The organism is Sphingomonas sp. CFBP 13603 (assembly GCF_014892665.1).
Taxonomy (GTDB): domain Bacteria; phylum Pseudomonadota; class Alphaproteobacteria; order Sphingomonadales; family Sphingomonadaceae; genus Sphingomonas.
Map to the genome: position 1 here is coordinate 1 of NZ_JADBIA010000015.1, position 25567 is coordinate 25567.

Annotated in this window: 24 protein-coding genes, 2 tRNA genes and 1 pseudogene; 8 read left to right on the forward strand and 19 right to left on the reverse strand. The window is 65.6% G+C overall.

Annotated features, from left to right (window positions below):
* From IFR23_RS17895 to IFR23_RS17910, 4 genes and pseudogenes are all read right to left on the reverse strand, one after another.
* A pseudogene (locus IFR23_RS17895) lies at positions 1-771 on the reverse strand (XrtA system polysaccharide chain length determinant); the annotation flags it as partial.
* A gap of 2 nt (positions 772-773) precedes the next feature.
* Positions 774-1418, reverse strand: a complete 645-nt coding sequence (locus IFR23_RS17900) for an XrtA/PEP-CTERM system exopolysaccharide export protein (RefSeq protein WP_107961943.1) — start codon at positions 1416-1418, stop codon at positions 774-776.
* 184 nt (positions 1419-1602) lie between these two features.
* Positions 1603-2829 carry a pyridoxal-dependent decarboxylase, exosortase A system-associated gene (locus IFR23_RS17905; protein ID WP_192977039.1) on the reverse strand — a complete coding sequence of 409 codons (1227 nt, stop codon included), beginning with the start codon at positions 2827-2829 and terminating at the stop codon, positions 1603-1605.
* The gene (locus IFR23_RS17910) at positions 2826-4463 is read right to left on the reverse strand and encodes an acyl-CoA ligase (AMP-forming), exosortase A system-associated (protein ID WP_192977040.1); all 1638 of its coding nucleotides are present in this window, start codon (positions 4461-4463) and stop codon (positions 2826-2828) included. Before IFR23_RS17910 ends, IFR23_RS17905 begins: the two co-directional genes overlap by 4 nt.
* Positions 4464-4557: 94 nt before the next feature.
* On the opposite strand from IFR23_RS17910, the gene IFR23_RS17915 reads away from it, so the two are divergent.
* Genes IFR23_RS17915 through IFR23_RS17925 form a run of 3 tightly spaced genes read left to right on the forward strand, consistent with a single transcriptional unit; the run spans position 4558 to position 6307 of the window.
* On the forward strand, positions 4558-4836 hold the full coding sequence (locus tag IFR23_RS17915) for an acyl carrier protein (RefSeq protein ID WP_093397165.1): 279 nt from the start codon (positions 4558-4560) through the stop codon (positions 4834-4836).
* Positions 4837-4865: 29 nt separating this feature from the next.
* Positions 4866-5543, forward strand: a complete 678-nt coding sequence (locus tag IFR23_RS17920; RefSeq protein WP_244655780.1) for a hypothetical protein — start codon at positions 4866-4868, stop codon at positions 5541-5543.
* On the forward strand, positions 5531-6307 hold the full coding sequence (locus IFR23_RS17925) for a hydrolase 1, exosortase A system-associated (RefSeq protein ID WP_192977041.1): 777 nt from the start codon (positions 5531-5533) through the stop codon (positions 6305-6307). Before IFR23_RS17920 ends, IFR23_RS17925 begins: the two co-directional genes overlap by 13 nt.
* Positions 6308-6410: 103 nt before the next feature.
* Here IFR23_RS17925 and trxB read toward each other — a convergent pair whose 3' ends face one another.
* Positions 6411-7379 (reverse strand): thioredoxin-disulfide reductase, encoded by a 969-nt coding sequence (gene trxB, locus IFR23_RS17930; RefSeq protein WP_107961939.1) that lies wholly within the window; start codon positions 7377-7379, stop codon positions 6411-6413.
* Positions 7380-7505: 126 nt separating this feature from the next.
* Here trxB and IFR23_RS17935 point away from each other — a divergent pair, with 126 nt between their 5' ends.
* The 3 genes from IFR23_RS17935 to fdhD are packed head-to-tail and all read left to right on the forward strand — an operon-like array spanning position 7506 to position 11094.
* Positions 7506-9794, forward strand: a complete 2289-nt coding sequence (locus IFR23_RS17935) for an FdhF/YdeP family oxidoreductase (protein WP_192977042.1) — start codon at positions 7506-7508, stop codon at positions 9792-9794.
* A gap of 26 nt (positions 9795-9820) precedes the next feature.
* Entirely contained in the window at positions 9821-10306 is a 486-nt protein-coding gene (gene mobA, locus IFR23_RS17940; RefSeq protein WP_192977100.1) for a molybdenum cofactor guanylyltransferase, read from the forward strand.
* Complete coding sequence (fdhD, locus tag IFR23_RS17945) at positions 10303-11094, forward strand: formate dehydrogenase accessory sulfurtransferase FdhD (RefSeq protein ID WP_192977043.1); 792 nt, start codon at positions 10303-10305, stop codon at positions 11092-11094. Before mobA ends, fdhD begins: the two co-directional genes overlap by 4 nt.
* A 33-nt stretch (positions 11095-11127) precedes the next feature.
* On the opposite strand, the gene IFR23_RS17950 is transcribed toward fdhD, so the two are convergent.
* From IFR23_RS17950 to IFR23_RS17975, 6 genes are all read right to left on the reverse strand, one after another.
* Positions 11128-11916, reverse strand: coding sequence for a formate/nitrite transporter family protein (locus tag IFR23_RS17950; protein WP_192977044.1), 789 nt, complete (start codon positions 11914-11916; stop codon positions 11128-11130).
* On the reverse strand, positions 11913-14285 hold the full coding sequence (locus IFR23_RS17955; RefSeq protein WP_192977045.1) for an FdhF/YdeP family oxidoreductase: 2373 nt from the start codon (positions 14283-14285) through the stop codon (positions 11913-11915). Before IFR23_RS17955 ends, IFR23_RS17950 begins: the two co-directional genes overlap by 4 nt.
* Positions 14286-14465: 180 nt before the next feature.
* A tRNA-Met gene (locus IFR23_RS17960) sits at positions 14466-14542 on the reverse strand.
* Between the two features lie 66 nt (positions 14543-14608).
* Complete coding sequence (locus IFR23_RS17965; protein ID WP_192977046.1) at positions 14609-15127, reverse strand: 2'-5' RNA ligase family protein; 519 nt, start codon at positions 15125-15127, stop codon at positions 14609-14611.
* On the reverse strand, positions 15127-17025 hold the full coding sequence (locus IFR23_RS17970) for a potassium transporter Kup (RefSeq protein ID WP_435368449.1): 1899 nt from the start codon (positions 17023-17025) through the stop codon (positions 15127-15129). Before IFR23_RS17970 ends, IFR23_RS17965 begins: the two co-directional genes overlap by 1 nt.
* Positions 17026-17206: 181 nt before the next feature.
* Entirely contained in the window at positions 17207-17650 is a 444-nt protein-coding gene (locus IFR23_RS17975; protein WP_192977047.1) for an Lrp/AsnC family transcriptional regulator, read from the reverse strand.
* A 127-nt stretch (positions 17651-17777) separates the two neighbouring features.
* On the opposite strand from IFR23_RS17975, the gene ald reads away from it, so the two are divergent.
* Positions 17778-18884, forward strand: a complete 1107-nt coding sequence (gene ald, locus IFR23_RS17980; protein WP_056048250.1) for an alanine dehydrogenase — start codon at positions 17778-17780, stop codon at positions 18882-18884.
* Between the two features lie 51 nt (positions 18885-18935).
* Positions 18936-19154, forward strand: a complete 219-nt coding sequence (locus IFR23_RS17985; protein WP_056058060.1) for a DUF3072 domain-containing protein — start codon at positions 18936-18938, stop codon at positions 19152-19154.
* Positions 19155-19267: 113 nt separating this feature from the next.
* On the opposite strand, the gene IFR23_RS17990 is transcribed toward IFR23_RS17985, so the two are convergent.
* The 8 genes from IFR23_RS17990 to IFR23_RS18025 form a co-directional block, all read right to left on the reverse strand.
* Positions 19268-19996 carry a tetratricopeptide repeat protein gene (locus IFR23_RS17990; protein ID WP_342345001.1) on the reverse strand — a complete coding sequence of 243 codons (729 nt, stop codon included), beginning with the start codon at positions 19994-19996 and terminating at the stop codon, positions 19268-19270.
* Entirely contained in the window at positions 19912-20292 is a 381-nt protein-coding gene (locus IFR23_RS17995; protein WP_446740926.1) for a cytochrome c-type biogenesis protein, read from the reverse strand. Before IFR23_RS17995 ends, IFR23_RS17990 begins: the two co-directional genes overlap by 85 nt.
* A gap of 137 nt (positions 20293-20429) precedes the next feature.
* Complete coding sequence (locus tag IFR23_RS18000; protein ID WP_192977048.1) at positions 20430-20957, reverse strand: DsbE family thiol:disulfide interchange protein; 528 nt, start codon at positions 20955-20957, stop codon at positions 20430-20432.
* Complete coding sequence (locus IFR23_RS18005; RefSeq protein WP_192977049.1) at positions 20954-22867, reverse strand: heme lyase CcmF/NrfE family subunit; 1914 nt, start codon at positions 22865-22867, stop codon at positions 20954-20956. The genes IFR23_RS18000 and IFR23_RS18005 overlap by 4 nt, the downstream gene beginning before the upstream one ends.
* Positions 22864-23310, reverse strand: a complete 447-nt coding sequence (gene ccmE, locus IFR23_RS18010; RefSeq protein WP_133019459.1) for a cytochrome c maturation protein CcmE — start codon at positions 23308-23310, stop codon at positions 22864-22866. The genes IFR23_RS18005 and ccmE overlap by 4 nt, the downstream gene beginning before the upstream one ends.
* A gap of 97 nt (positions 23311-23407) precedes the next feature.
* Positions 23408-24133 (reverse strand): heme ABC transporter permease CcmC, encoded by a 726-nt coding sequence (gene ccmC / locus IFR23_RS18015; RefSeq protein WP_192977050.1) that lies wholly within the window; start codon positions 24131-24133, stop codon positions 23408-23410.
* 190 nt (positions 24134-24323) lie between these two features.
* Positions 24324-25373, reverse strand: coding sequence for a Leu/Phe/Val dehydrogenase (locus IFR23_RS18020; protein WP_121885274.1), 1050 nt, complete (start codon positions 25371-25373; stop codon positions 24324-24326).
* A gap of 112 nt (positions 25374-25485) precedes the next feature.
* Positions 25486-25562 (reverse strand) — tRNA-His (locus IFR23_RS18025).
* Positions 25563-25567 lie beyond the last annotated feature (5 nt).

Consider the following 25567-nt stretch of genomic DNA (forward strand, 5'->3'; position numbering starts at 1 on the left):
CGCCCGCGCCGGCCCGGCCGCGCCTGCGACGCCACCAGCGCCCGGCACCGTCGCCGGCGTTCCCGCCATCTGGCCCTGCACCGCGGCGAGGCTCGACTGCGCAGCGGCAAGATCGCCGTCGACCTGTGCCATCTGCGACCGCGACGCACCGATCCGGTCGCTGACCGACCCGGTACCGGGCAGAGCGCCAAGATAACGGTTCTGGAAATCGGCGCGCTTGGCCTCGGCATCGGCAAGCTGCTTCTGCCGCGCTGCCAGCTGCTGATCGAGGAAGGTCAGGCTCTGCGTCGTCTTCGAACGATCGCCCGCAAGGTTCTGCTCGACGAACAGGTCGATCAGCTTCTGCGTCACCTGCCGCGCGATCTTCGGGCTCGCGGCGCTCGTCGTGATCTGGAACAGATTGTCCTGCTGCGACGCGATCTTGATGTTGGGGGCCAGCGTCGCAACGCGGTCGGCGACGTCGCTGTCGCTCGCCACCGTGTTGGCCAGATCGGTCCCGCGCACGACCTTTTCGAGGTTCGTCGCGGAGATCAACGTCGTACGGATCGTATCGACGGACATCGGCACGCTCTGCGGCACGCCGTCCATTCCCGCCGGCAGGATCGTCTGCATCTGGACGAAGATACGCGCGGTCGAATCATATCGGCTCGGGATCTGCGACACGACCAGCCAGCCGAGCACGCACACGCCCCACGCCACGCCCAGCGCCAGCCATCGCCGCGTCCAGATCGCATGCAGCGCGATGCGCACTTCGTCGTAGATCCCGTTCATCGTCAGAACATCGATTCAGGGATGATGATGACGTCGCCGGGCTCGAGCCGGACGTTGGCCGACGAATCGCCCTTCTTGAGCAGATTGCCGATCTGCAACGCGAACTCGGTCTGCTTGCCGGTCTCGCGATCATAGCGCACCAGCCGCGCCTTGTTGCCCGCGGCATATTGGCTGAGCCCACCGACCGCGATCATCGCATCCAGCAAGGTCATGTTGGCACGATACGGGATCGACGCGGGCTTCTCGGTCGCGCCGACGATGCGGACCTGCTGGCTGTACGTGCCGCTGAAATTCTCGACGATGACCGAGACGATCGGGTCCTTGATATACGCACCCAGCGCCTTTTTCATGTCATCCGCCAGGATCGCCGGGGTCTTGCCGACCGCGGGCATGTCGTTGATCAACGGCGTCGTGATCCGGCCGTCGGGACGCACCTGGACCTTCGACGACAATTCCGGATTGCGCCAGACGAAGATGTTGAGCTGATCGAGCGGCCCGATGACGTATTCCTCGCCCGGCAGTTCCTTGTTCGCGACATACGACGCAGGCGGCAGTTCGGGACGGCCACCGGTGGTCGAACAGGCGGACAACGCCGTTCCGACGAGGCCCAAGGTCAGCAGGGATTTCGATACGGGTCCGGAACGCATGGGCACTTCTCTCCTGGCGCCACATTGGCGGGACGCTGACCGACGGTTGCCCGGCGGTCGGCTAAACTCAGCCTCGGCTATGCAAGGAACAGGTGAAGATAGCGTTAGGAGCGCCCCGTAACCATGCTCCAGGCGGGCCATGGCCCCAGATTGGGACACCCCAATTCGAGACGGCACCGATGGGCTATCCAGCAGTAACGATCTCGATCGCCGGTGGATGCCCAAGAAACGCACTCGGGCTCGCGCTCGCGCCGTATGCCCCGGCCATGAAGATCGCGATCAGCTCGCCGACCTGCACCGGCGGGAGCGCGATCTTGTCGCCAAGTCGGTCCAGCGGCGTGCAGAGCGGGCCGACGACGGAGACGGTCTCGGTCGGCGCCTGGCCCATCCGCGCGGCGACTGCGATCGGATAGTTGCGACGGACGACCGTGCCGAAATTGCCGCTCGCGGCGAGCTGGTGGTTCAGCCCGCCATCGACGACGACGAAGGTCTCGCCTTGGCTCTGCTTCACGTCGACGACGCGGGTCAGGTACACGCCCGCCTCCGCCACGAGCCAGCGCCCGAGTTCGATCGCGAATCGCGCTTCGCCAAGGACTGCCGGACGCGATGCCAGCGCGTCGGCCAGCGCCTCGCCGACCCGCTCGACGTCGAGCGCCACGTCTCCGGCGAAATACGGCACGCCGAAGCCGCCGCCGAGGTTGACGAGCGGCGGCGCAACGCCCGCTTCCTCCGCCAACCGCGCCGCAAGCGCGATCGTCGCCGCCTGCGTCTCGACGATCGCGCCGGCATCGAGCGCCTGGCTGCCGGCGTAGATATGAAACCCGCGCCAGTCGGCCCCCGCCTCAACGATCGCTTTAACGAGCGCTGCCGCCCGTACCGCATCGACCCCGAATGGCGACGCGCGGCCGCCCATCCGCATGCCCGAGCCGCGGAGTTCGATGTCGGGGTTCACGCGGACCGCCATGCGCGGTGTATGCCCGAGCCAGTCGCCGATCGCGAAAGCCCGCGCCGCCTCGCCTTCCGATTCGACGTTGAGCGTGGCGCCTGCGGTGATCGCGGCGGCGAGCTCGTCGTCGCGCTTGCCTGGCCCGGCGAAACTGATCGAGGCAGCCGGTTTGACCGCCATCGCCTTGGTCAGTTCGCCAGACGATGCGACGTCCAGTCCGTCGACCAGCGGCGCGATCGCGGCGAGCAAGTCGGCATGCGGATTCGCCTTGATCGCATAATGGAGATCGATCGCCGGCATCGCCGCGCGGAACCGTGCGATGCGGGCGGCGACGATCTCCATGTCGTAAACGAACAGCGGCGTGTCGCCTGCCTCTACCGCCCAACCATCGGCAGTCCGACCGCCGATCGTTAGCGCCCCCGACTGCGCAACAAACTCAGGAGGAAGAGCACCCATCGGTTTCATGACGCGCTCCCTTCCATGTTCCCCCGCGAAGGCGGGGGCCCAGACTGGACTCCCGCCTTCGCGGGAGAACAAGCTTTTACCTCCGACGCAATGCCAGACCTGTCCAGCTTCCCATTGGCATTGCGCGGCAATTCGTCGCGCCACAGATACGCACCCGGCTGCATGAAGCTCGGCAAGGCCGTCCGCAATCGCGCCCGCAACGCCGTCTCCTCGCTCGCATCCCCCGCCAGCATCACGACGATAGCCTGCCCCAGCCGCTCGTCCGGCACCCCGACCGCGACCGCCTCGCGCGCTTCGCCGCCTGCCAATACGGCCTCCTCGACCTCAAGCGGGCTGATCCGGTTGCCCGCGCTCTTGATCATCTCGTCATCGCGCCCGACGAACCGAAGCAAGCCATCATCGCCCTCGACGACGGTATCCCCGGACCAGACCGCCATGCCGTTGCCATCGGGTGCCGGCCGAAACCGCTGAGCCGTCCGCTCCGCATCCTGCCAATAGCCTTGCGCGACGAGTGGCCCGGCATGCACGAGTTCCCCCGCCTCACCCGGTGCAGCGCGCGTACCGTCGGGTTTAATCACCGAGACCTCGGCAAACGGGATCGCACGCCCCATCGCGTCGGGATGCGTATCTATCAGCGCCGGGTCGAGATAGGTCGACCGAAACGCCTCGGTCAGCCCGTACATCGCGTACACATCCGCCGCCGGGAACCGCTCGCGCAGGCCTCGCACGAGCCGCGGCGTCAGCGCACCGCCCGAATTGGTCAGGCGCTTCAACCGCGCGGCGGTTTCCACCGGCCACTCCGCTTCCAGTAGCTGAACCCACAAGGGCGGCACACCTGCCAGCGTCGTCGCCTCGACCCGCTCGACAGCCTTCACCACGTCGCGTGCGACGAGGTAGTCGAGCGGCGCTACCGACGCGCCTGCCGCCCAGGTGGATAACAGCTGATTCTGACCGTAGTCGAACGACAAGGGGAGCACGCCGAGTACGCGGTCTTCGGGCTCCAGCTGGAGATAGTGCGCGACGGAGATCGCGCCGAGCCACAGGTTGGCGTGGCTTAGCATCACGCCCTTCGGCCGACCGGTGGAGCCGGACGTGTAGAGGATTGCTGCCAGGGTATCGGGGTCGGCGTCGGAGGGGCTCAACATTCCGTTCGCCCGCGGAGGCGGGGGGCCAGGGTTACAAAGCGCAACGTTTGGGATTCCTGGGCCCCCGCGTTCGCGAGGGAACGAGAGCAGCTCCGTCTCGTCTACGATCGCGCAGCCATCCGGCACGTCGCCATCGTCTAGCGTCCCGGCCCGCACGCTTTGGGTCACCAGTAGGCGAGCGCCGCTGTCTGCCAGGATATGTGCGACCTGGGCTCGGCGGAGCAGTGGGTTTACCGGGACATGCACCAAACCTGCTCGCGCCACCGCGAGCGGCATCAGGCAGGCGACGCGCGTCTTCGGCAGCCACGTCGCGACGCGATCGCCGGCCGACAGCCCTCGGGCAGCGAGCCACCCCGCCAATGCACCGACCCCCGCCTCAAGCTCGGCAAACGTCATAGTGCCCGCCTTGTCCGCTAGCGCGACGGCATCCGGCGCACCACAGAGCGCGATGTGGTCGATAGGGTACGGCTTGGGGTCGAGCGCGATCATGACGCCCTAATAGCGCCAAGCCCCCTTTAGCGCGAACCCGTTGCCGAATTCACCCCCACACGCTAGCGGGGCCGGGTTCCTAACCGTTCAGGCGATGCTCGTGATCTTCGAAGGCACTTCCCAAGTCGAAACGACGGTACGCGCCGTCCTCGCCGATATTCTCGGTCTGAGCGCCGACCGCGTCGCCGCGTTCACCGCCGACACACCGCTGTTCGGCGCGCTGCCCGAGCTCGATTCGATGGCGGTGGCAAGCGTGCTGACCGAACTCGAGGACCGGCTTGGCATCCTGATCGAGGACGACGAGATCGACGGCGAGATGCTCGAGACGTTCGGCGCACTCGTCCAGTTTGCCGCGAGCAAGGCACTGGTCTAGCTTTAACGGGGGGTCTAGCCTCACCCGGGATGACCGCCCTGCGCTTCGATACCTATGACTGGAGCGGCGGCCGCGAAGCGATGCTGCGGTTCGGCCCCGATACGGGCCCTGTCGTCATCGCCGCCCTCCCGCTGTTCGAAGAAGCGAACCGGACGCGCCAGTTCCTCGTCTCGATTTTACGCGAACTTGCGGATCTTGGGATTGGCAGCGTGCTCCCCGATCTTCCCGGCACCGGCGAAAGCATCGTCGTCACCGGCGAAGCGCGAATCCGTGACCAGCGGACAGCCTATACCGAGCTTGCTCAGCAACTTGGCCGCAACACTTACGGTATTTCGATAAGAAGCGGCGCGCTCTTCGATACCGACGCGGCCCTCGCCGGACGATGGCAGCTGTCTCCGCAATCAGGCGACGACCTGTTGCGCGAGTTGGATCGCACGCGAGCGACCTCCCGCTCCGCTCCCGCCAGCGAAACCGAGTATGCGGGCAACACGCTGTCCCGCGAGATGCTGGCCGACCTCCACGACGCCAAACCCGATGCTGGAGCCGGCCCCCTGCGCGTTGTCAGGCTCGAATCCGACCCGCGCGACGCAGACGTGAAGCATGCGGCATCGCCCCTTTGGCGTCGGTCAGAGCCGGACAATGATACTGCGCTGGCTCAGATACTTGCCGACGACATCTCGCACTGGATCGCATCGTGCGAACGCTGATCGCGTTCGCTTGCGAAGGCGAAAGCCTCGTCGCAACGATAGACGAGGCAGACGGGCCGACAGGACTGCTCATCGTGTCCGGCGGCAATGAAATCCGCAGCGGCGCCCATCGCGGGATGGCGATGCTGGCGCATCGACTGGCGGCCGCTGGCATACCCGTGTTCCGTTACGACCGCCGCGGCGTGGGAGACTCGACGGGCGATAATAAGGGCTTCCTCAGCGCCGAACCTGACCTGATCGCAGCCGCCGCCGCGTTCCGCCGCGCGGCACCTAGGGTCAGCAGATTGGTCGGTTTCGGCAATTGCGACGCGGCCAGCACGCTCGCGCTGTTCGGACGATCGGCGGGGATCGACCGGATCATCATCGCCAACCCATGGGTCGTCCAACCCCTTGACGACCTGCCCCCCGCCGCCGCGATCCGGGCCCGCTATCACAGCGCGCTGCGCGACCCCGCAACCTGGCGACGTGCGCTGATAGGGAAGGTCAGCTTTACCAAGCTTCTCAGAGGCTTGAAAAGGGTTGTGCTCGCCAAGACTGAAGAGCGTGCTTCACTAGCGACCAACGTCTTGACCGCACTTGACGGCTGGCACGACGACGCCGCCATCGTCCTTGCGACTGGCGACGCGACCGCGATCGCCTTTGCCGCACGGTATCGCGGTGGCGCGAAAGTGAAGCGGTTCGACACGGCGTCCCATAGCTTTGCCGGGGCGGAGAACGCCGCAGCGCTCCACGCCGCGATCGTCGACGGGATGGCGCAGGAGTAGCTGCTCTGGTCCTGATGAACGCAGGTCCAGAGCCATAACCGCTATCGTTTGGAAAGCTGGATCCTGACTTTCGTCAGGATGACGATGACGAAGGACGCGGGCGTTATTCCGCGGCTTCGGCCAGCTCCGCAAACTCGGCCGCCGCCAGGAAGCGCTCGGCGTCCAGCGCCGCCATGCAGCCCGTGCCCGCCGCGGTCACCGCCTGCCGATACACCTTGTCCGCGACATCGCCGCACGCGAACACACCCTCGACGCTGGTACGGGTCGAGCCGGTCTCGACCGAGATATACCCGTCCGAATCCAGATCGATATGGCCGCGGAACAGCTCGGTCGCCGGGTGATGCCCGATCGCAACGAACCCGCCATCGACCGCGAGCCGCGAGCGCTCGCCCGTCACCGTGTCCTCGAGTTCCAGCGCGACCAGACCCGCATTGCCGCCGCCGTCGACGAACTCGCGAACCTCCTTGTTCCAGAGCACCGTCACGCCCTTGTGCGCGAACAGCCGCTCCTGGAGGATCTTCTCCGAACGGAGCGAGTCGCGGCGGTGGATCAGCGTCACGTCAGGCGAATGGTTGGTGAGGTACAGCGCCTCCTCGACCGCGGTATTGCCGCCGCCGATCACCGCCACCTTCTTGCCGCGGTAGAAGAACCCGTCGCAGGTCGCGCAGGCGCTAACGCCCTTGCCCTTCATCGGCTCCTCGCTGTCGATGCCGAGCCACTTGGCCTGCGCGCCGGTCGCGATCACCAGCGTGTCGCCCTCATACACGTCGCCGCTGTCGCCGATCAGGCGGAACGGGCGGCTGGTCAGGTCGACCTGCGTGACGGTGTCCCACATCATTCGCGTTCCGACATGCTCGGCCTGCGCCGTCATCTGCTCCATCAGCCACGGGCCCTGGATCACGTCCTTGAAGCCGGGATAGTTCTCGACATCGGTAGTCGTGGTCAGCTGGCCGCCGGGCTGGATGCCCTGCACGACGATCGGCGCCATCCCGGCACGCGCGCCATAGATCGCGGCGGAGAGTCCGGCTGGGCCCGAGCCGAGGATAAGCATGCGGGTCGTGTGCGTCGTCATCAGAGTTCCTTGGAGATTCGAGACTGCATCTAGGCGATGCGCGGCCGGATTTGAACCGCCGGTAAATCTGTGGTGCCTGCATCGAAAGCTTTGCCACTGCGTTGGACGATAAAAGCGGAGATGAGCATGAGCGACGACCGGACCGTAGAGATCGAGGATTACACCGCACCGGCAGGCGGCTGGGGCTCGATGAAGTCGCTCGTCGAGATTTCCGCGCGCGAGAAGGTCGGGCCGGAAGTGATCCGCGAACTCGCCCGGCAGAACAAGCCGGATGGCTTTGCGTGCGTGAGTTGCGCGTGGGGCAAGCCGGCGCATCCGCATGTCGCGGAGTTCTGCGAAAACGGGGCGAAGGCGACTGCGTGGGAGCTGACCTCGCTCCGGGTGACGCCTGCTTTCTTCGCACAGCATACGGTCAGCGAGCTGATCGGCTGGAAGGATTACGATCTCGAACAGGCCGGGCGGCTCACGCACCCGCTGAAATATGATGCCGCGACCGACAAGTACGCGGCGTGCAGCTGGGACGAGGCGTTTGCCGGCATTGGCGCCAAGCTGAAGACCTATGACCCGACCAAGGTCATCTTCTACGCGTCGGGTCGCGCCAGCCTCGAGACGTCGTACATGTATAGCCTGCTCGCGCGGATGTATGGCAGCCAGAACCTGCCCGACAGTTCGAACATGTGCCACGAGACGACCTCGGTCGGGCTCAAGTCGGCGATCGGATCGGCGGTCGGCACGATCCACCTGTCGGACTATGAGAAGTGCGACGCGATCTTCTACTTCGGGCAGAACCCCGGTGTGAACAGCCCGCGATTCCTGCATCCGCTGCGCGATTGCGCGAAGCGCGGCGTCGAGATCGTCGTGTTCAACCCGCTCAAGGAACGCGGGCTGGAGAAATTCCAGGATCCTCAAAACCCGATCGAGATGGTGACGGGCAAGTCGACGCCGATCGCCTCGCAATACCACCAGTTGAAGACCGGCGGCGATGTCGGCGCGATCATGGGGATGTGCAAATATCTGATCGAGGCCGACGACAACGCCAAGCGGATCAACGGCCTGCCGGTGCTCGACCACGCGTTCCTTGCCGAGCACACTACCGGGTTCGAGGCGTTCGCCGATGTCGCACGCGCGACCGAATGGGCGACGATCGAGCATGAAAGCGGCCTGCCCCGGACCGAGATCGAGGCGGCGGCGAAGGTCTATGCCAAGTCGAAGGCCGTCATCGCGGTGTACGGCATGGGGCTGACGCAGCATGTCGGCGGGATCGACAACGTCCACATGGTCGTCAACCTGATGCTGCTGCGTGGGAATATCGGCAAGCCCGGTGCGGGCATGGGTCCGGTGCGAGGCCACTCGAACGTGCAGGGCCAGCGCACCGTCGGGATCACCGAGAAGCCCGAACTCGCGCCGCTCGACAAGCTTGCCGAGCAATACGGCTTCGAGCCTCCGCGCGAGAAGGGTTGGGATACGGTCGAGGCGTGCGAAGCGGTGCTCGACGGCAGCGCGCAGGCGTTCGTTGGGCTTGGTGGCAATTTCGTGCGCGCGATCCCGGATCATGCGCGGATGGAGCCGAAATGGCGCGCGCTCGACCTGACGGTGCACATCGCGACCAAGCTCAATCGCTCGCACCTGCTGCCGGGTGAAACGTCGTACTTGCTCCCGTGCCTCGGCCGGATCGAGACCGACATGCAGGGCACTGGGCCGCAAAGCGTGTCGATCGAGGATTCGTTCAGTCAGATATATGGGTCGAAGGGCAAGGCGACGCCGGCGTCCGAGACGTTGCTGTCCGAACCGGCGATCGTCGCGGGTATCGCCAAGGCTACGCTGGCGCCCAATCCGAAGCTCGATTGGGACGCGTGGGTGCGCGATTATGCGCGGGTTCGCGATGCGATCGAGGTGACGTATCCGGACCTGTTCAAGAACTTCAACGACCAGATGTTCACGCCCGGCGGGTTCTGGAAGGGCGTGCCGGCGGCACATCGCGAGTGGAAGACGAAGAGCGGCAAGGCGGAGATCAACGTTCCGCAGTCGCTGAACGTGACTGGGTTCGAGGAGGCGGAGGGCCGCTTCCGGTTGATGACGCTGCGGTCGAACGACCAGTTCAACACGACCGTCTATGGCTATCACGACCGCTTCCGAGGGGTGAAGGGCACGCGCGACATCGTGTTCATGAACCGCAGCGACATGATCCGGATGGGGATCACCGATGGCGACGACGTCGATCTGGTCGGTGACGCAGGCGACAATTCGGACCGTCGCCTGAACGAGCTGCGCGTGGTCGAATATGCGATCCCAGAAGGCTGCCTCGGCGCGTACTACCCCGAGTGCAACCTGCTCATACCGGTTGCTCACCATGCCCGCGAAAGTCATGTTCCGGCGGCAAAATCGGTGCCGGTACGGATTGAGAAGACGCGCTGACCGAGCAGCGTATTCTCGGCGTCGTACTGGCGGGCGGGCGGTCGTCTCGCTTCGGGTCCGACAAGGCGATGGCGGTGTTGGACGGGCGTGCGTTGGCTGAGCATGCGCGGACATTGCTGCTGTCTCATGTCGAGAGCGCGGTGATCGCAGGACGCGATGGGGCGATTCCGGACCTGCCAAGAGGGGATATTGGGCCGCTGGGGGGCATCGCAGGCGCGCTCGGTTACGCAGCCCAGCGCGGGTTCACGTCGGTGCTGACGATCGCGTGCGATATGCCGTGGTTGCCGGACGGGTTGCTGACGGCGCTGTCCTGTCGTGCCTCCGCCTATTGCCCCGACGCTCCGGTGCTCGGGCATTGGGAAACGGGTTTGCTTGGCAATTTGCTGACCCATATCGAGACCGTGCCGAGACGCTCGGTGCGCGGTTGGGCTGAGGCGATCGGGGCTATCCCTATCCCGGCGGGTGCGGCTATCCCGAACGTCAACACGCCGCAGGACCTCGATACCTTATGACCACGTCGCGCCCGCAAGCGATCCAGATCCTGCGACCTGATTCGATTACTGCGGGCGCGCGCGCCATCGCGATCGAAGTGCCCGTCGCGATCGAGATCGACGGGCTTGGCTATGCGGTGATGATGATGACGCCGGCCGACCTGGCCGAGTTCACGACGGGATTCCTGCTGACCGAGCGGCTCGCGGACAGCGCGGACGACGTGCGCGACATCGATACCTTCGAGGCGGAGGCGGGCTGGATCGTACGCGTCGGGCTGTCCGATCGGTGCAAGGGCCGCATTCACGACCGCGTCCGCCACCGGACCAGCGACACGAGTTGTGGGCTGTGCGGGATCTCCGGGCTCGAACAGCTTCGCAAACCGGTCCCGAGGACGCCGCCCAAGCCTGACACGCCTGTGGACGCGCTGTTTGCCGCGCTGGGTGGGTTACGCGCTCATCAGCCTCTCAACGCGGCTACGGGCGCGATCCATGCCGCCGCTGCCTGCGACCGTGAGGGTCGTATCGTTGCGGCGTATGAAGACGTCGGCCGTCACAATGCGCTGGACAAGCTCGTCGGCGGCATCGCGATCAGCAGGCAGCCGATCGACGGCTTCATCCTCGTCACGTCGCGGATCAGTTTCGAGATGGTCGACAAGGCGCTGATCGCCGGGGCCCCGATGCTGGTTGGGATCTCCGCGCCGACCAGTCTGGCGATTGATCATGCACGCGAGCACGGCCTGACGCTGCTCGCGCTCGCCCGCAGCGACGCGATCCTGGTGGTCAACGATCCGTGGGAGGTGTTCGCGTAGCAGCAGGCTCGCCGCTGCCACGCGAAACCGGGATTACTTAGCGGCTTGCACCGCGTCCGTCTTCGACGCGACCAGATAGCCGCCGACGACGAAGACCAACGCACCGATCGTGTTGCCGACGGTGACGATGGCAAGATTGCGGATCATGCCGGCGAGGTCGATCGACGAGTTGGGCACCAGCAGGCCGAGCGTCAACGCGGTCATGTTGGCGACCGAATGCTCGAACCCGGCGGCGACGAACGCGAGCAGGATCCAGGCCATCGCAATGCACTTGGCGGTGTCGCCAGTCATCCGCGCCGCGGTCCAGATCGCGAGGCAGACGAGCCAGTTGCACAGGATCGCGCGGGCCATCAGCGCGGTCGCGTCGACCGACACCTTGTGCAGGACGTACGCGTGAAACATCGTATCGGCGTTGGCGAAGATCGCCCCGCCGCCGCCCGCCGCGAACACCACCGACAGCACGACGCCGCCGACGAGATTGCCGATCCACACGACGACGGCGAGCTTGAGTGCGTCTCCGATCGTGATGGTCCGGCGCGCGAGGCCGAAGCCGAGATACATCACATAGCCAGTGAACAGTTCAGCCCCGGCAAAGACGGTCAGGATCAGCCCAAGCCCGAAGGTCGCGCCCATTACCAATGGTCGTACGCCGGGTTCGAGCCCCGAGCCCGTGCTGAGCGCGAGGATCATCGCGATGCCGATATACGTGCCTGCGAGGATCGCGCCCGCGAAGAACCCCGCGGGAGAACGCCGCAACGCCTCCGCCTTGGTCGCCGCTAGGGTCGCGTAGGTGTCGATCGTCGACGAATAGCCGGTGCTCATGCGTGTACTTTACTCTCGTGCCCGACGATCCCCGCGCGCACCACGCCGCGGTCCGAACCCATGTCGGCGGCGGCGGGACGGACGGTCACCGGGATGGATTTGTAGGACGGGGTAAAGCTCTGCGGATCGTGATCCTCGAGTGCGATCAACGGCTGCGTCTCGGGGTAATAGGAGGCGACGCAGCCATCTGGCAGCGCGTAGCGGACCAGCATCAGCTTCTGCACGACACGGTCGGGCCGGGCGAACTGAAGCGCGGTGGCGATGTCGACGACGTCGCCTTCCTTGTGGCCGAGCCGCGCCATGTCGCGCTCGTTCATGAACAGGATGTCGCGACGCCCGAACACACCGCGATAGCGATCGTCGAGGCTGTAGACGGTGGTGTTGTACTGATCGTGCGCGCGCAGCGTGGTGAGCCGCAGCACGGTCGGATCGCCTGCGCTCTCGTCCTCCTCTACACCCTTGGCGACGAGGAAGTTGGCCTTGCCACTGTCCGTCTTCCACTCGCGCATCGCCGCCGAGTTCGGCAGGTGGAAACCACCCGGCTTGCGGATACGTGCGTTGTAGTCGGCGAACGCGGGGAACACCGCCTCGATCTTGTCGCGGATCAGGCTGTAGTCGCCGACATAGGCATCCCAGTCGATCTCGATCGGCGCGCGGCCCTTGGCGGCGAAGGTGGCCTTGGCGATCTCGCCGACGATCCAGATCTCCGACTTCACGTTGTCGCCCGGCGGCATCAGGAACCCGCGCGAAGCGTGGACCATCGACATCGAATCCTCGACCGTGACCGACTGCTGGCCAGTCGCCTGCATGTCGAGTTCGGTCCGCCCCAGGCACGGCAGGACATACGTCGCCTTCGCCATCAGCAACTGCGTACGATTGAGCTTGGTGGTGATGTGGACCGCGAGGTCGAGGTTGCGGAAGCCCTCCGCACATGCCTGTGGATCGGACGAGGCGATCGCGAGGTTGCCGCCGAGGCAGACGATCGCCTTGGCGTGACCGTCGCGCATCGACGCGATGCTCTCGACCACCGAATGACCGTGATCGCGCGGCGGCTCGAACCCGAACACGTCGCGCATCGCGTCGAGCAGCACCGGCATCGGTCGCTCGGTGATCCCGACGGTACGATCGCCCTGGACGTTGCTGTGGCCCCGCAGTGGACAGATGCCCGCCCCTGGCCGGCCCATGTTGCCACGCAGGAGAAGCAGGTTCGCGATCTGCTGGACGTTGGTCGTGCCGGTGCGATGCTGCGTGACGCCCATGCCGTAGCAGCAGATCGTCGACTTCGACTTGGAATAGGCGAGCGCGACTTCCTCGAGATCGCTGCGGGAGAGGCCGCTGGAGCGCTCGATATCCGCCCATTCGGTAGTGGCCAGATCGGCGATATAGTCGTCGAGCCCGGCGGTATGCTCGGCGATGAATGCGTGATCGAGCGCGCGCTCGCCACCCGACACCTTGGCCGCTTCGTCGAGCGCGACCAGCGCCTTGGCGATGCCCTTCAACGCGGCTGCGTCGCCGCCGACCTTCACCTGGTAATAGCTGCTCGCGATCGGGGTGGCCGACATCGTCGCCATCTCGACCACCGACTGCGGCGATTCGAAGCGTTCGAGCGAGCGTTCCTTGAGCGGGTTGAAGACGATGATCTTACCGCCGCGCTTCGACACTTCGCGCAACGTCGCCATCATCCGGGGATGATTGGTGCCGGGGTTGTGGCCGATCGACAGGATCAGGTCGGCGTGGTCGAAATCCTCGAGGCTGACGGTGCCCTTGCCGATGCCGATCGACTTGGGCAGGCCGACCGAGGTCGCCTCGTGGCACATGTTCGAACAGTCGGGGAAGTTGTTGGTGCCGTAAAGCCGCACGAACAGCTGGAACAGGAACGCCGCCTCGTTCGAGCAGCGGCCCGACGTGTAGAACTCGGCCTGGTTCGGATCGGGGACGGCGGCGAGGCCTGCGCCGATCTCGCGCATCGCATCCGCCCAACTCACGACTTCATAGTGATCGGTGGCGGCGTTGTAGCGGAGCGGCTCGGTGACGCGGCCCTGGTCCTCGATCCAGTGATCGCTCTGCTTCCAGATGTCGGACACGCTGTGCGCGGCGAAGAAGTCGGCGCCGATCGTCTTGGCAGTGGACTCCCACGCGACGGCCTTCGCGCCGTTCTCGCAGAATTCGAACGAGGAGGTATGTTTCGGGTCAGGCCATGCGCAGCTCGGGCAATCGAAGCCGTCGGGCTGGTTCGACTTGAGCAACGTCTGGCCGCCGCGCACCACGATCTGCTGCGCCTTGAGCGAGACGGCGACCGCCTTCAGCGCGCCCCAGCCACCGGCCGGACCCGTATAATCGGCAATCCCATCAGGGCGTTTATCGCGCATGCTCGTCTCTCCCGTAAGGCCGGACCGACGCGAACACCGAATACGCAGCGCGACGCCCGACCATTAACCCAAGGCAATAGAACGGCATTTTGCGATTGCGAAGACGAGTTTCCCGCACTTGGTGATCGCTTGCGTCTGTCGCGGGAGCTGGACCACGAGCGCCGTGCGCCAGGTCTGAAATGGTAGCGAAGGAGGGACTTGAACCCCCGACCCCAGGATTATGATTCCCGTGCTCTAACCAACTGAGCTACTTCGCCGTACCGTCCGTCAGGGAAGCGTTCTTCCCTGCGAGGCGCGGCCTATAGGAAGCGGTTTCGAGGCGGTCAAGCGAACATGTGCCGGGAAATCGCTTCCCACGGTCCGCCGCGATACCACCACGCGCCAAGACCGGCGATTTCGACGTCCTTCGGGGTGAAATCTCGCTGCAGATTGCCGAGCAGGAGCTTGGCGACTTGCGGGCTGACCTTGTTCTGGATCGTGACGTGCGGCCGCCAGCCGCCGGCATCCTGCGGGGTGAGCATGCCGGTGAATGCGTCGGCAAGGCGCGCGCGGATGCCGACAAGCTCGGGGGACTCGATCCGGTAGGCTACACCCCGTCCTAGCGACATCAGGCCGCCCACACGCGCCTGTGGAGCACGGATGCCGCGCGTTTCCTGCTTGAGGCGGTGCTTGAGTTCGTCGAGGCCCGAGGGCGGCAGGTGGTGGAACAGCGTCAGGTGCGCGTCGAGCTGATTGCGCTCGGGCGGGAAATGCTCGCGGCGCATGGCATCGAAGAACGCGGTGTCTTGGCGGCCGAACAGGGCCGTGACGATGATCGGGGCTGGTCCCGTATCGGTGATCATCAAATCTCGACCTGACTACCCAGCTCGACCACGCGATTCGTCGGCAGGCGGAAGAACTCCATCGCGCTTTCCGCGTTGCGCAGCATCCACGCGAACAGCTTTTCGCGCCAGATCATCATGCCGGGCTTGTCCGACGCGAGCAGCGTCTGACGCGACAGGAAGAAGCTGGTGTCCATCATCTTGAAGTCCGCACCGCAATTATGGACCTGGCGCAACGCCGCGGGCACGTCGGCGTCCTCCATGAAGCCGTAGCGCAGCACGAGGCGGTGGAAGCCGTCGCCAAGCTCCTCGCGCACCGCACGGTCATGCGCGGGCCAGTAAGGCTGCCCGACGATCTTGACGGTGAGCAGGATGACGCGCTCGTGCAGCACCTTGTTGTGTTTGAGATTGTGGAGCAGCGCGTGCGGCACGCCGTCCGCAGTCGAGGTCATGAACACCGCGGTGCCTGGCACGCGCGACGCCGAACTCGCCGCCGAGCCGATGAACACCTTTATCGGCATCGCCGCTTCGTGCATCCGGTCGATCATCAACTGCCGCCCCTTCGACCACGTCGTCAGGAAAGTGAAGATGATGAACCCGACCAGCAGCGGGAACCAGCCGCCCGCGGGCACCTTCGTGAGGTTCGCCGCGAAATAGGCGCCGTCGACGGTGAAGAAGATCGCCAGCAGCGGGATCGCCGCGATCTTTGGCCAGTTCCAGAGGCGGAACAGCACCACGCCGAGCAGACACGTGTCGATGAACATCGCGCCGGTCACCGCGATTCCGTACGCGCTCGTCAGGTTCGACGAGGTGCGGAAGAATAGCACGAGCAGGATCACCATCACCATCAGCGCGCCGTTGACGAGCGGGATGTAGATCTGGCCGGCGGTCGACGCGCTGGTGTGCTCGATCCGAAGACGCGGGATGAAACCGAGCTGGATCGCCTGCTGCGTCACCGAGAACGCGCCGGAGATCACCGCCTGCGACGCGATCACGGCGGCCATCGTCGCTAGGATGACGAGCGGGAGCTGGAGGCTTTCGGGGGCGAGGTTGTAGAACGGGCTGACTAGCGCCTCGCGGCCGTCGCGGAACAGCAGCGCGCCCTGCCCCATATAGTTAAGGATCAGCGCGGGAAGCACGAAGAACAGCCACGACAGGCCGATCGGCTTGCGCCCGAAATGGCCCATGTCCGCGTACAGCGCCTCCGCGCCCGTCACCGCGAGGACGACCGAGCCCAGTGCGAGGAACGCCCGCTCGGGATCGATGATGAAGAACTCTACCGCGTAGTGCGGAGACAACGCCCAGAGCACTTCGGGCGTCTGGACGATGCTGAGGATGCCGAGCACCGCGATGACGCTGAAATACACCAGCATGATCGGTCCGAAAACGAGGCCGATCCGCGCGGTACCACTCTTCTGCACCCAGAACAGCGCGATCAGGATCACGATCACGATCGGCAGCACTAGCCCTGCGAAAGCGGGCGCGGCGACGGCGAGGCCTTCGACCGCGGACAGCACCGACACCGCGGGCGTGATCATGCTGTCGCCGTAGAACAAAGCCGTCGCGAAGACGCCGAGCAAGATGATGCCCTTGCTCCAGCGCTTCGTCTTGGTCTTGCCCGAGACCAATGCGAGCAGCGCGAGGCTGCCGCCCTCGCCCTTGTTGTCCGCGCGCATGATGATGATCACGTACTTGACCGTCACGACGATCATCATCGACCAGAACATCAGGCTGATGACGCCCATGATGTGCGCCGCGTCGAGCGCGAGCTTGTGGTGGCCGGCGAAGGTCTCGCGGAAGGCGTAGAGCGGGCTGGTGCCGATATCGCCGAAGACGATGCCGATCGCACCGAAGGCGAGCTTCAGCATGCCGTCGGAGTTGTGATGCCCCGTCTCGAGATCGAGATTGGCGGGTGGCACGGTCGAGGCCGCGGCGGTCTGGTCGACGCTCACTGGACGGTGAATCGGCCCGGAAGTGCAGCAATACTCATCGAATTTCCGATTTCACCCTGTGCCCCAAGCGCGCGCATTTAGCATGCGGGGTAGAGGGCGGCAACGGCGAGGCTGGCAACGTGGATTAACTGGGGCTGATCGGCCACGCTCAACCGCGCGTGATCACTTCCCGGATGACGAAATGCGAGGCCAGCCGCGTTACACCCGGCAATTGCGAGAGCGTCTCGCGGTGAATACGTTCGAACGTCTCGCCGTCGCGGATCTCGACATGGAGCATGTAATCCGCTTCGCCGCTCATCAGGAAACATTGCACGACCTGCGGGCAATCGACGATTTCCGCTTCAAACGCCGCCATAGTCTCCTTGCGTTGGTCGCGGAGCGTGACGTTGACCAGGACTATGCTCGGGTCGCCGCGCGCGGCCCTCGACAGGACGGCGCGATAGCCGATGATCGCGCCGCTTTCCCGAAGCTGCGCGACCCGCCGATGCGCGGCGCTCGCCGATAGGCCAACCGCGTCACCGAGCTCTGCGCTGGTCAGGTCGGAATTGGCGGCGAGCAGGCCCAGAATCCTGCGTTCGATCGTTGCGCTCAAGATTCTCTCGTTTTGATGGCGATGGATGCACGCATCTTGCAAATGCGGTATCGCACCGGGACCAGTTTGCGAACCCTTCCCGTCCAAAACGCGCTAGTATGGCGCAAACGATAATGGAGTGGAATCAATGCGCGTCGGTGTCCCCAAGGAAATCAAGAACCACGAATATCGCGTCGGCCTGACCCCGCCGTCGGTCGCCGAACTGGTCGCCGCGGGCCACGAGGTCGTCGTCGAGACGCAGGCCGGATCGGGCATCGATTTCGAGGACCAGGACTATGTCGACGCTGGCGCGACGATCCTGCCGACCGCTGCTGCCGTGTTCGCCGGCGCCGACATGATCGTGAAGGTCAAGGAGCCGCAGCCGAGCGAGATCGCGATGCTCGAGCCGCGCCACCTGCTGTTCACCTATCTCCACCTCGCCGCGGACAAGCCGCAGGCCGAGGGGCTGATGAAGTCCGGTGCGACCTGCATCGCGTACGAGACCGTCACCGACAACCGTCGCGGGCTGCCGTTGCTCAAGCCGATGTCGGAAGTCGCGGGCCGCATGTCGGTGCAGGTCGGCGCGCATTATCTCGAGAAGGAGCAGGGCGGACGTGGCGTCCTGCTCGGCGGCGTCCCCGGTGTCGCGCCGGCGAAGGTCGCGATCCTCGGCGGCGGCGTCTCGGGCGTCAACGCCGCGCAGATGGCGGTCGGCATGCGCGCCGACGTGACGATCTACGATATCTCGAACGACCGGTTGGCCGAACTCGACATGTTCTTCTCCAGCCAGATCAAGACCGCGTATGCGTCGAAGGCCGCGATCGCGGCCGCGGTGAAGAACGCACATCTTGTGATCGGCGCGGTGCTGGTGCCGGGCGCCGCTGCGCCGAAGCTCGTCACGCGCGAGATGTTGAAGACGATGAAGCGCGGCTCGGTGCTGGTCGACATCGCGATCGACCAGGGCGGGTGCTTCGAAACGTCGCACGCCACGACGCACGAGGATCCGGTGTTCGAGGTCGACGGCGTGATCCACTATTGCGTCGCCAACATGCCGGGCGCCGTGGCGCGCACCTCGGCGTTCGCGCTGAACAATGCGACGCTGCCGTTCGCGCTGAAGCTCGCCAACCTCGGTGCCGAGGCGGCGATGAAGGCTGACCCGCATCTCGCCAACGGGCTGAACGTCTACAAGGGCAAGATCGCGTACAAGGCGGTCGCCGATGATCTAGGTTTACCTTACGAAGCATGGGCGGGCTGACTCGGGAACGGATACGGAACATGGGTGTTGGACAGGGGAAAGGAATTTCCAATGTCCGACACCCCGAACCCCAAGTCCGAACCGTTCTCGAACGCCGAGAAGGACCCGGACGACTGGACCACCGGCGACGAGAAGATGACCGGTGCTCAGGCAAGCTACCTCAAGACGCTGTCCGAGGAAGCGCATGAGGAATTCGACGAGACGCTGACCAAGGCGGATGCGTCGAAGAAGATCGACGAGCTGCAGTCGAAGACCGGCCGCGGGCAGTAAGGCCTTCCTTACAGTCACTCTTTTTCTCGTCATCCTGACGAAAGTCAGGATCCAGAGCCAAATAGCTTTACGTTCATGGCTCTGGATCCTGGGTCGAGCCCAGGATGACGGGATTATTTTTGGCCTGCGTTCGGCACGTCCTGCATGGCTAGGAACCGATCCAACAAAGCCAGACGCGTAGCGATCTCGCCCCGATACGAAATGTTGGCTGGCGTCGAGGCAAGCGCTTTAGCCCAATACGGTCGAGCCGTCGCGAACTCCCCGGCCCGCACATATGCTAGCCCGAGAAAAAACGGCGGCGCCGGATGTTTGGGCGCCAGTCGCATCGCCTGTTGGAACGCGAACAGCGCGGGCGGAGAAACTTGGTTCGCGTCGTGCGCAGCAAGCGCATTGGCAAGGCCAGTCCATAACACCAGGCTTTTCGGTGCGATCCGGATGCCGCCCAACAACACCTGCACCGCCGCACGGCGATCGCCGATCCGCGTCATCGCATCCGCCGCAACCAGATACGCCGCCGCGCCCGTATACCGCTCGAGCATCTGGTCGCGCAATTCGAGCATCGCGCTGTCGTCCGGCGTTGCGGCAAGCCCGGGCGACGCTTCATGGCCGGCAAGCCCTGGCTGCCCCTGCCACGCGTATCCCGCCGCGCCGAGCATCAGCGCCGCAGCGACCATCGTCCAAAGAACGCGGTTCACCTTCAATACCGCGAGCAGCGCAACCGCCCCCGCCCCGATCGCGGCCAGCCAGAAATACCCCATCAGCGTGTCCTCCGCCGGAAGCTCGACCGCGCGATCCAGCCGCCGATGCCGAGCAGCAGGATCGGCGCTAGCCACAACGGCCACGTCAGCCCCGATAGCGGCGGATCGTAGGTCACGTAGTCGCCGTAGCGCGCGATCAGCCAGTCTCGGATCGACGCAGGCTTCTCTCCCCGCTCGATCCGCTCACGCACCAGAGCACGCATGTCCGCGGCCATGTCGGCATCGCTATCGGCGATCGACTGGCCCTGGCAAACGAGGCAGCGCAGCGTCTCCATCAGCGCGCGTGCCGAAGCTTCCTGCGCGGGGTCGGTAAGTTGCACGTTGGCGTAATGCGCTGGCGGAGTGACCGGCTGGGCGAAGGCCGGCGAGATGCAGAGCAACAGCGCGGCAAGAACCTCCCCTCCCGCTCGCGAGAGGGGTCGGGGGAGGGCATGACGCGAACGCGCGGTTGGTGCTGGAGGAGAAGCCCCTCCCCTAGCCCCTCCCGTAAGCGGAAGGGGGATGAAGAAACGGCCCCTCACCGCACGTCCTTCACGGCTTGCACGATCTCCGGCACATTCTCCGGACGGATATCGCCGATGATCTGCTTCACCACGATCCCGCGGCCGTCGATCACGAACGTCTCCGGCACGCCCGACGAGCCCAGCGCCAGTTGCACCTGGCTGGCCCGATCGCTGCCGATACGCTCGTACGGATCGCCGTTGCGCCGCAGGAATCCGCCGATCGCCGGCGCGGTGTCGCGGATCGCGATCGCGTCGATCGGTACGCCCATCGCCTTCAGGCGCATCAGTTGGGGCGCTTCGGCGATGCACGGAATGCACCAACTCGCGAAGACGTTGAGCAGCCGCGGCTTGCCCTGCCGGAACGACGCGCTGGTGAGGCCCGGCTTGCCCGGGACCATTGCCGGCAGCGCGAAATCGGGGAGCGGTTTGCCGACCATCGCCGATCGCACCACCTTCTCCGCCGGCCGGAACAGCCCGCTCGCCACCACCGCGAACAGCAGCGCGAAGATCGCAAGCGGCGCCCAGAGTGCGAACCGCTTCATGCCCATTCGGCCCGTATCGCGGTCCGTCGCTCGCGCCGCACCCGGCCGAGCAGCGACAGCATGCCGCCCAGCGCGATCAGCACCCCGCCGAACCAGATCAGCGTCACGAACGGCTTCCACCAGAGGCGAAGCTGCCACCGCCCCTGCCCGTCCGGCTGCCCGAGCACGGTATAGAGCTGGCCGTCTAGTACCGTCAGGATCGCGGACTCGTTGGTGCTCGTCGGCGGATTGGCGAAGAAGCGGAGTTGCGGGCGCAGGATGCTCTCGCTGCTACCGCGCGTCGCGGTCAGGCGTGCTTCGAGCGCCGACCAGTTTTCGCCGATCACCGGCGAAATACCGTCGAGCGTCACGGTGTACGGCCCCACCCGCGCCGGCTCCCCCGCACGCACCGCGACCAGCGTTTCCTTGGTGAACGCGCTGTCCGACGCCATCCCGGCGAGGCTTACCGCGATGCCGAGGTGCGCGATGACCATGCCGTAGGTGAAGAGCGGCGTGCGCTTCAGGTTGCGCTTCCACAACGGCGCGACGCTCGCGACGGCAAGCCCCGCGGCCAGCGATAGTCCGGCCCACGGAAGTACGCCCGGCCATACGAACAGCAACGCGATTGCCGCGACCAGCGTCGCGCCGATCGGCAGCATGACACGGCGCAGCACCGCCTTCGCGTCGTCACGGCGCCAGCGCAGCAGTGGCCCGACCGCCATTACCGCGACCAGCAACAGCGCGATCGGCCCCGCCGCCTTGTTGAAGAAGGGCGGGCCGACTGAAAGCTGGACACCAAAGCTCGCCGCGACGATCGGGTAGAGCGTGCCGATCAGGACGATCCCGAGGATCACCGATAACAGCAGGTTGTTCGCGACCAGTCCGCCCTCGCGGCTGACCGGATCGAAGGTCGTGCCCGCGCGGACGGTGCCGATCCGCGCGGCGAACAGCGCAAGCGCACCACCGATGTAGATCGCGAGCAGCGCCAGGATGAACGCGCCGCGCTCCGGATCGACCGCGAACGCGTGGACGCTGGTCAGGATGCCTGAGCGCACCAAAAACGTGCCAATCATCGACATCGAGAACGCGACCACCGCCAACATGATCGTCCAGGCGCGCAAGCCGTCGCGGGTCGCGAGCACGGTCACCGAATGGAGCAATGCAGTCGCGGCAAGCCACGGCATCAGCGACGCGTTCTCGACCGGATCCCAGAACCACCAGCCGCCCCAGCCGAGTTCATAATAGGCCCAATACGATCCGGCGGTGATGCCGAGCGTCAGGAATATCCACGCGATCAGCACCCAAGGCCGCATCGCCTTCGCGAACGCTGGCCCGACATCACGCGTGACGAGGGCACCGACCGCGAACGAGAACGCGACCGAGAGGCCGACATAGCCGGTATAAAGCGTCGGCGGATGAAACGCCAAGCCGGGGTCCTGCAACAGCGGGTTGAGCCCGAGTCCGTCGGGTGCTGCGGGGTTCAACCGCGCGAACGGGTTCGAGGAGAACAGCAGGAACGCGTAGAAACCGAGCGCGATCGTCGCCTGCGCGCCGAGCGTGGCGGTGAGCGTGCGTTCGGGCAGCGAGCGCTCGAAGATCGCCACCGCGCCACCGGCCAGCCCGAGGATCGTCACCCAGAGCAGCATCGAGCCTTCGTGATTTCCCCACGCACCGGCGAACTTGTAGAGCCACGGCTTGGCGGAATGACTGTTCTCGACGACCAGCTTCACGGACATGTCGGAGTCGAGGAATAGCTCGATCAGCAGCGCCATCGCCAGCAGTGCGAGCAGCCCCTGGACGATCGCCACCGGCCGGACCGCCGCCGCGACATCGTCACGGCCGCGCGCGATGCCGATCGCTGCCATCACCAGTTGCAACGCCGCGAGCGCGCCCGCGAACCAGAGCGCGGCGAGGCCTGCTTCGGCGATCACTGCTTTGCGTCCGGTTCGAGCGTCTTGGTCTCGTGCATCTTGCCCGCCATCTCCGGCGGCATGTATTTCTCGTCGTGCTTGGCGAGCAGGTTCGACGCAACGAAGCTGCCGTTGGGCTGGAACTGGCCCTCGGCGACGACACCTGATTTCTCGCGGAACAGGTCTGGAACGATGCCGGCGAAGACGACCGGGGTGGTCGCCTGGCCGTCGGTGACGGTGAAATGGACGGTGATGCCGTCGGCGGCGCGCTTCACCGAACCGCCCTCGACCATGCCGCCGAGCCGGACTGCGCGGCCGAGAGGCAGGCCGTCGCGGCGCACGTCGGAGGGCGCATAGAAAAATGCGGCCTGATCCTTCAATGCGGACAGCGCGAGCAGCCCTGCAACCACGACGGCGCCAAGCGCGAGCAATGCCAGCGTCAGGCGTTGATGCTTGGCCTTCATTTTTCGGACCTACGCATCGCCAGATAGCTTAGCGACGCAATGATCGCGCCGCCTCCCAGCGTCACGACATACGCGGCAGTCACGAACGGCCAGGGATTCATGCGCGCGCCATCCGACGCATGCGTGCTTCGGACTTTGCAACGGCCAGCATCGTCCGCATCCGCATTAGGACTATCCCCGCGAACACGAAGGTAAAGCCGGCCAGCATGATCGGCAGCGGCCAGAGGATCGAACCGTCGATGGTCGATTGCGTCAGCCCGATGCTCGGCCCCTGGTGCAGCGTGTTCCACCACACCACCGAATAGCGGATGATCGGCAGCAGCATCGACCCGGCGATCCCGTACAGCGCCGGCACGCGCCCGTCGCCGCCACGGTCGGCATCGGCCTTCGCGAGCGCCATATAGCCGAGATAGACGAAGAACAGCAGCAGCATCGAGGTCAGCCGGCCATCCCATTGCCACCACGTTCCCCAGGTCGGCCGTCCCCAGATCGAGCCGGTTATGAGACATAGCGCCGCAAACACCGCGCCGGGCAGCGCGATTGCGCGCGCGGCGACGCTGGCGAGCGGGTGGCGCCAGACGAGAAACATGATGCTGGAGATCGCGATCCCGCTCCATCCGCCCATGCCGAGCCAGGCTGCGGGGACGTGGATGTAGAGGATGCGGACCGTCTCGCCCTGGAGGTAATCGGGCGGGGTCTGGGTTAGGCCCGCCCAGCAGCCCAGCGCGATCAACGCGACGCCGGCCCAGAAGAGCAACGGCGTCAACGGCTTGGCGATCTTCAGAAAGCGTGCCGGATTTGCGAAGGCGTGTAGGGTGGCCACTACGGACACCACTATGGCAACATTACGAGGCTGTCACCTCGGACTTAAGCCCCTCTCCCCTTTGGGGAGAGGGAGGGGCCCGCCGCACTTGCGGTGGGAAGGTGAGGGGGAGTGAGGCACGGGTCGTTTACCCCAACCACCCCTCATCCGGCACTTTGTGCCACCTTCTCCCCGGAGGGGAGAAGGACCGTTACCGGCCGATCAGGCGCTTGGCGATCGAGTCCGACACGTCCGACGCGGGCTGGCCGGTCCGGTCGCTTTCGTTCCAGACCTCGATCAGGCGCTCCGGGATACGCGCGATCCGGGCCTTCACCTCGGCCTCGTCGCCGTGACCCAGATACTCCAGGCCGACATTGATGATCCCACCCGCGTTGATGACGTAGTCCGGCGCATACAGGATGCCGCGCGCGTGCAGCCGCGCGCCGTCCTCGCGGACGCTCAGCTGGTTATTCGCACCACCTGCAACGACCTTCGCCTTCAGCGCCGCGATCGACATCTCGGTCAGGATCGCACCCAGCGCGTTCGGGCTGAAGATATCCGCCTCGGTCGTCAGGATCGCCTCGGCCGCCACCGCGGTCGCGCCGAGTTCGCCGGCCAGCTTCTGCGCACGGCCCTCGTCGACGTCGGCCAGAGTCAGCACCGCGCCGTCCTTCGCGAGCAACCGCGCGAGGCCGCCGCCGACCGAACCGACGCCCTGGATCGCGACGCGTACGCCCTTCATGTCGGTCGCGCCGAGGCCACGCTGCGCCGCCGCCTTTACGCCGAGATAGATGCCGAGCGCGGTGTACGGGCCAGGATCACCACCCGCAGCGCCGCTCGCGACCGGCAGGCCGGAGACGTAGCGCGTCTGGCTGGCGATCACCTTCATGCGGTCTTCGGACATGCCGACGTCCTCGGCGGTCACGTAGCGCCCGCCGAGCGAGTCGACCGCGCGGCCGAACGCCTCGAGCTGTGCCGTCGTGATGACGTCGCCGGGCTTGGCCGCGAGGACCACGCCCTTGCCGCCACCGAGTTCCAGGCCCGCCATCGCGTTCTTGAAGCTCATGCCGCGCGACAGGCGCAGCGCGTCGGTCACCGCGCGGCCGTTGTCGGCATAATGCCAGAAGCGTGCGCCGCCGGCTGCCGGCCCGAGCTTGGTCGAGTGCACCGCGATCACCGCATGCAGACCCGATTCGGGATCGGTGAAGGCATGAACGCCCTCGTGGTCGTCGAAATCGGGAAGGTCCCAAACCGCTGTCATCGCCGGCTCCTGAGGAGAATAAAATTACCGGGAGGCGAAATATTATTTTCCGGCAGGTTTTACCAGCCCAAAGCGCTCACGTTGGGGGGAGCTCGGAAAAATAATGGGAAAATGGGGCGACCGACGGGACTTGAACCCGCAACATCCGGCATCACAAGCCGACGCTCTAACCAATTGAACTACGACCGCCGCGT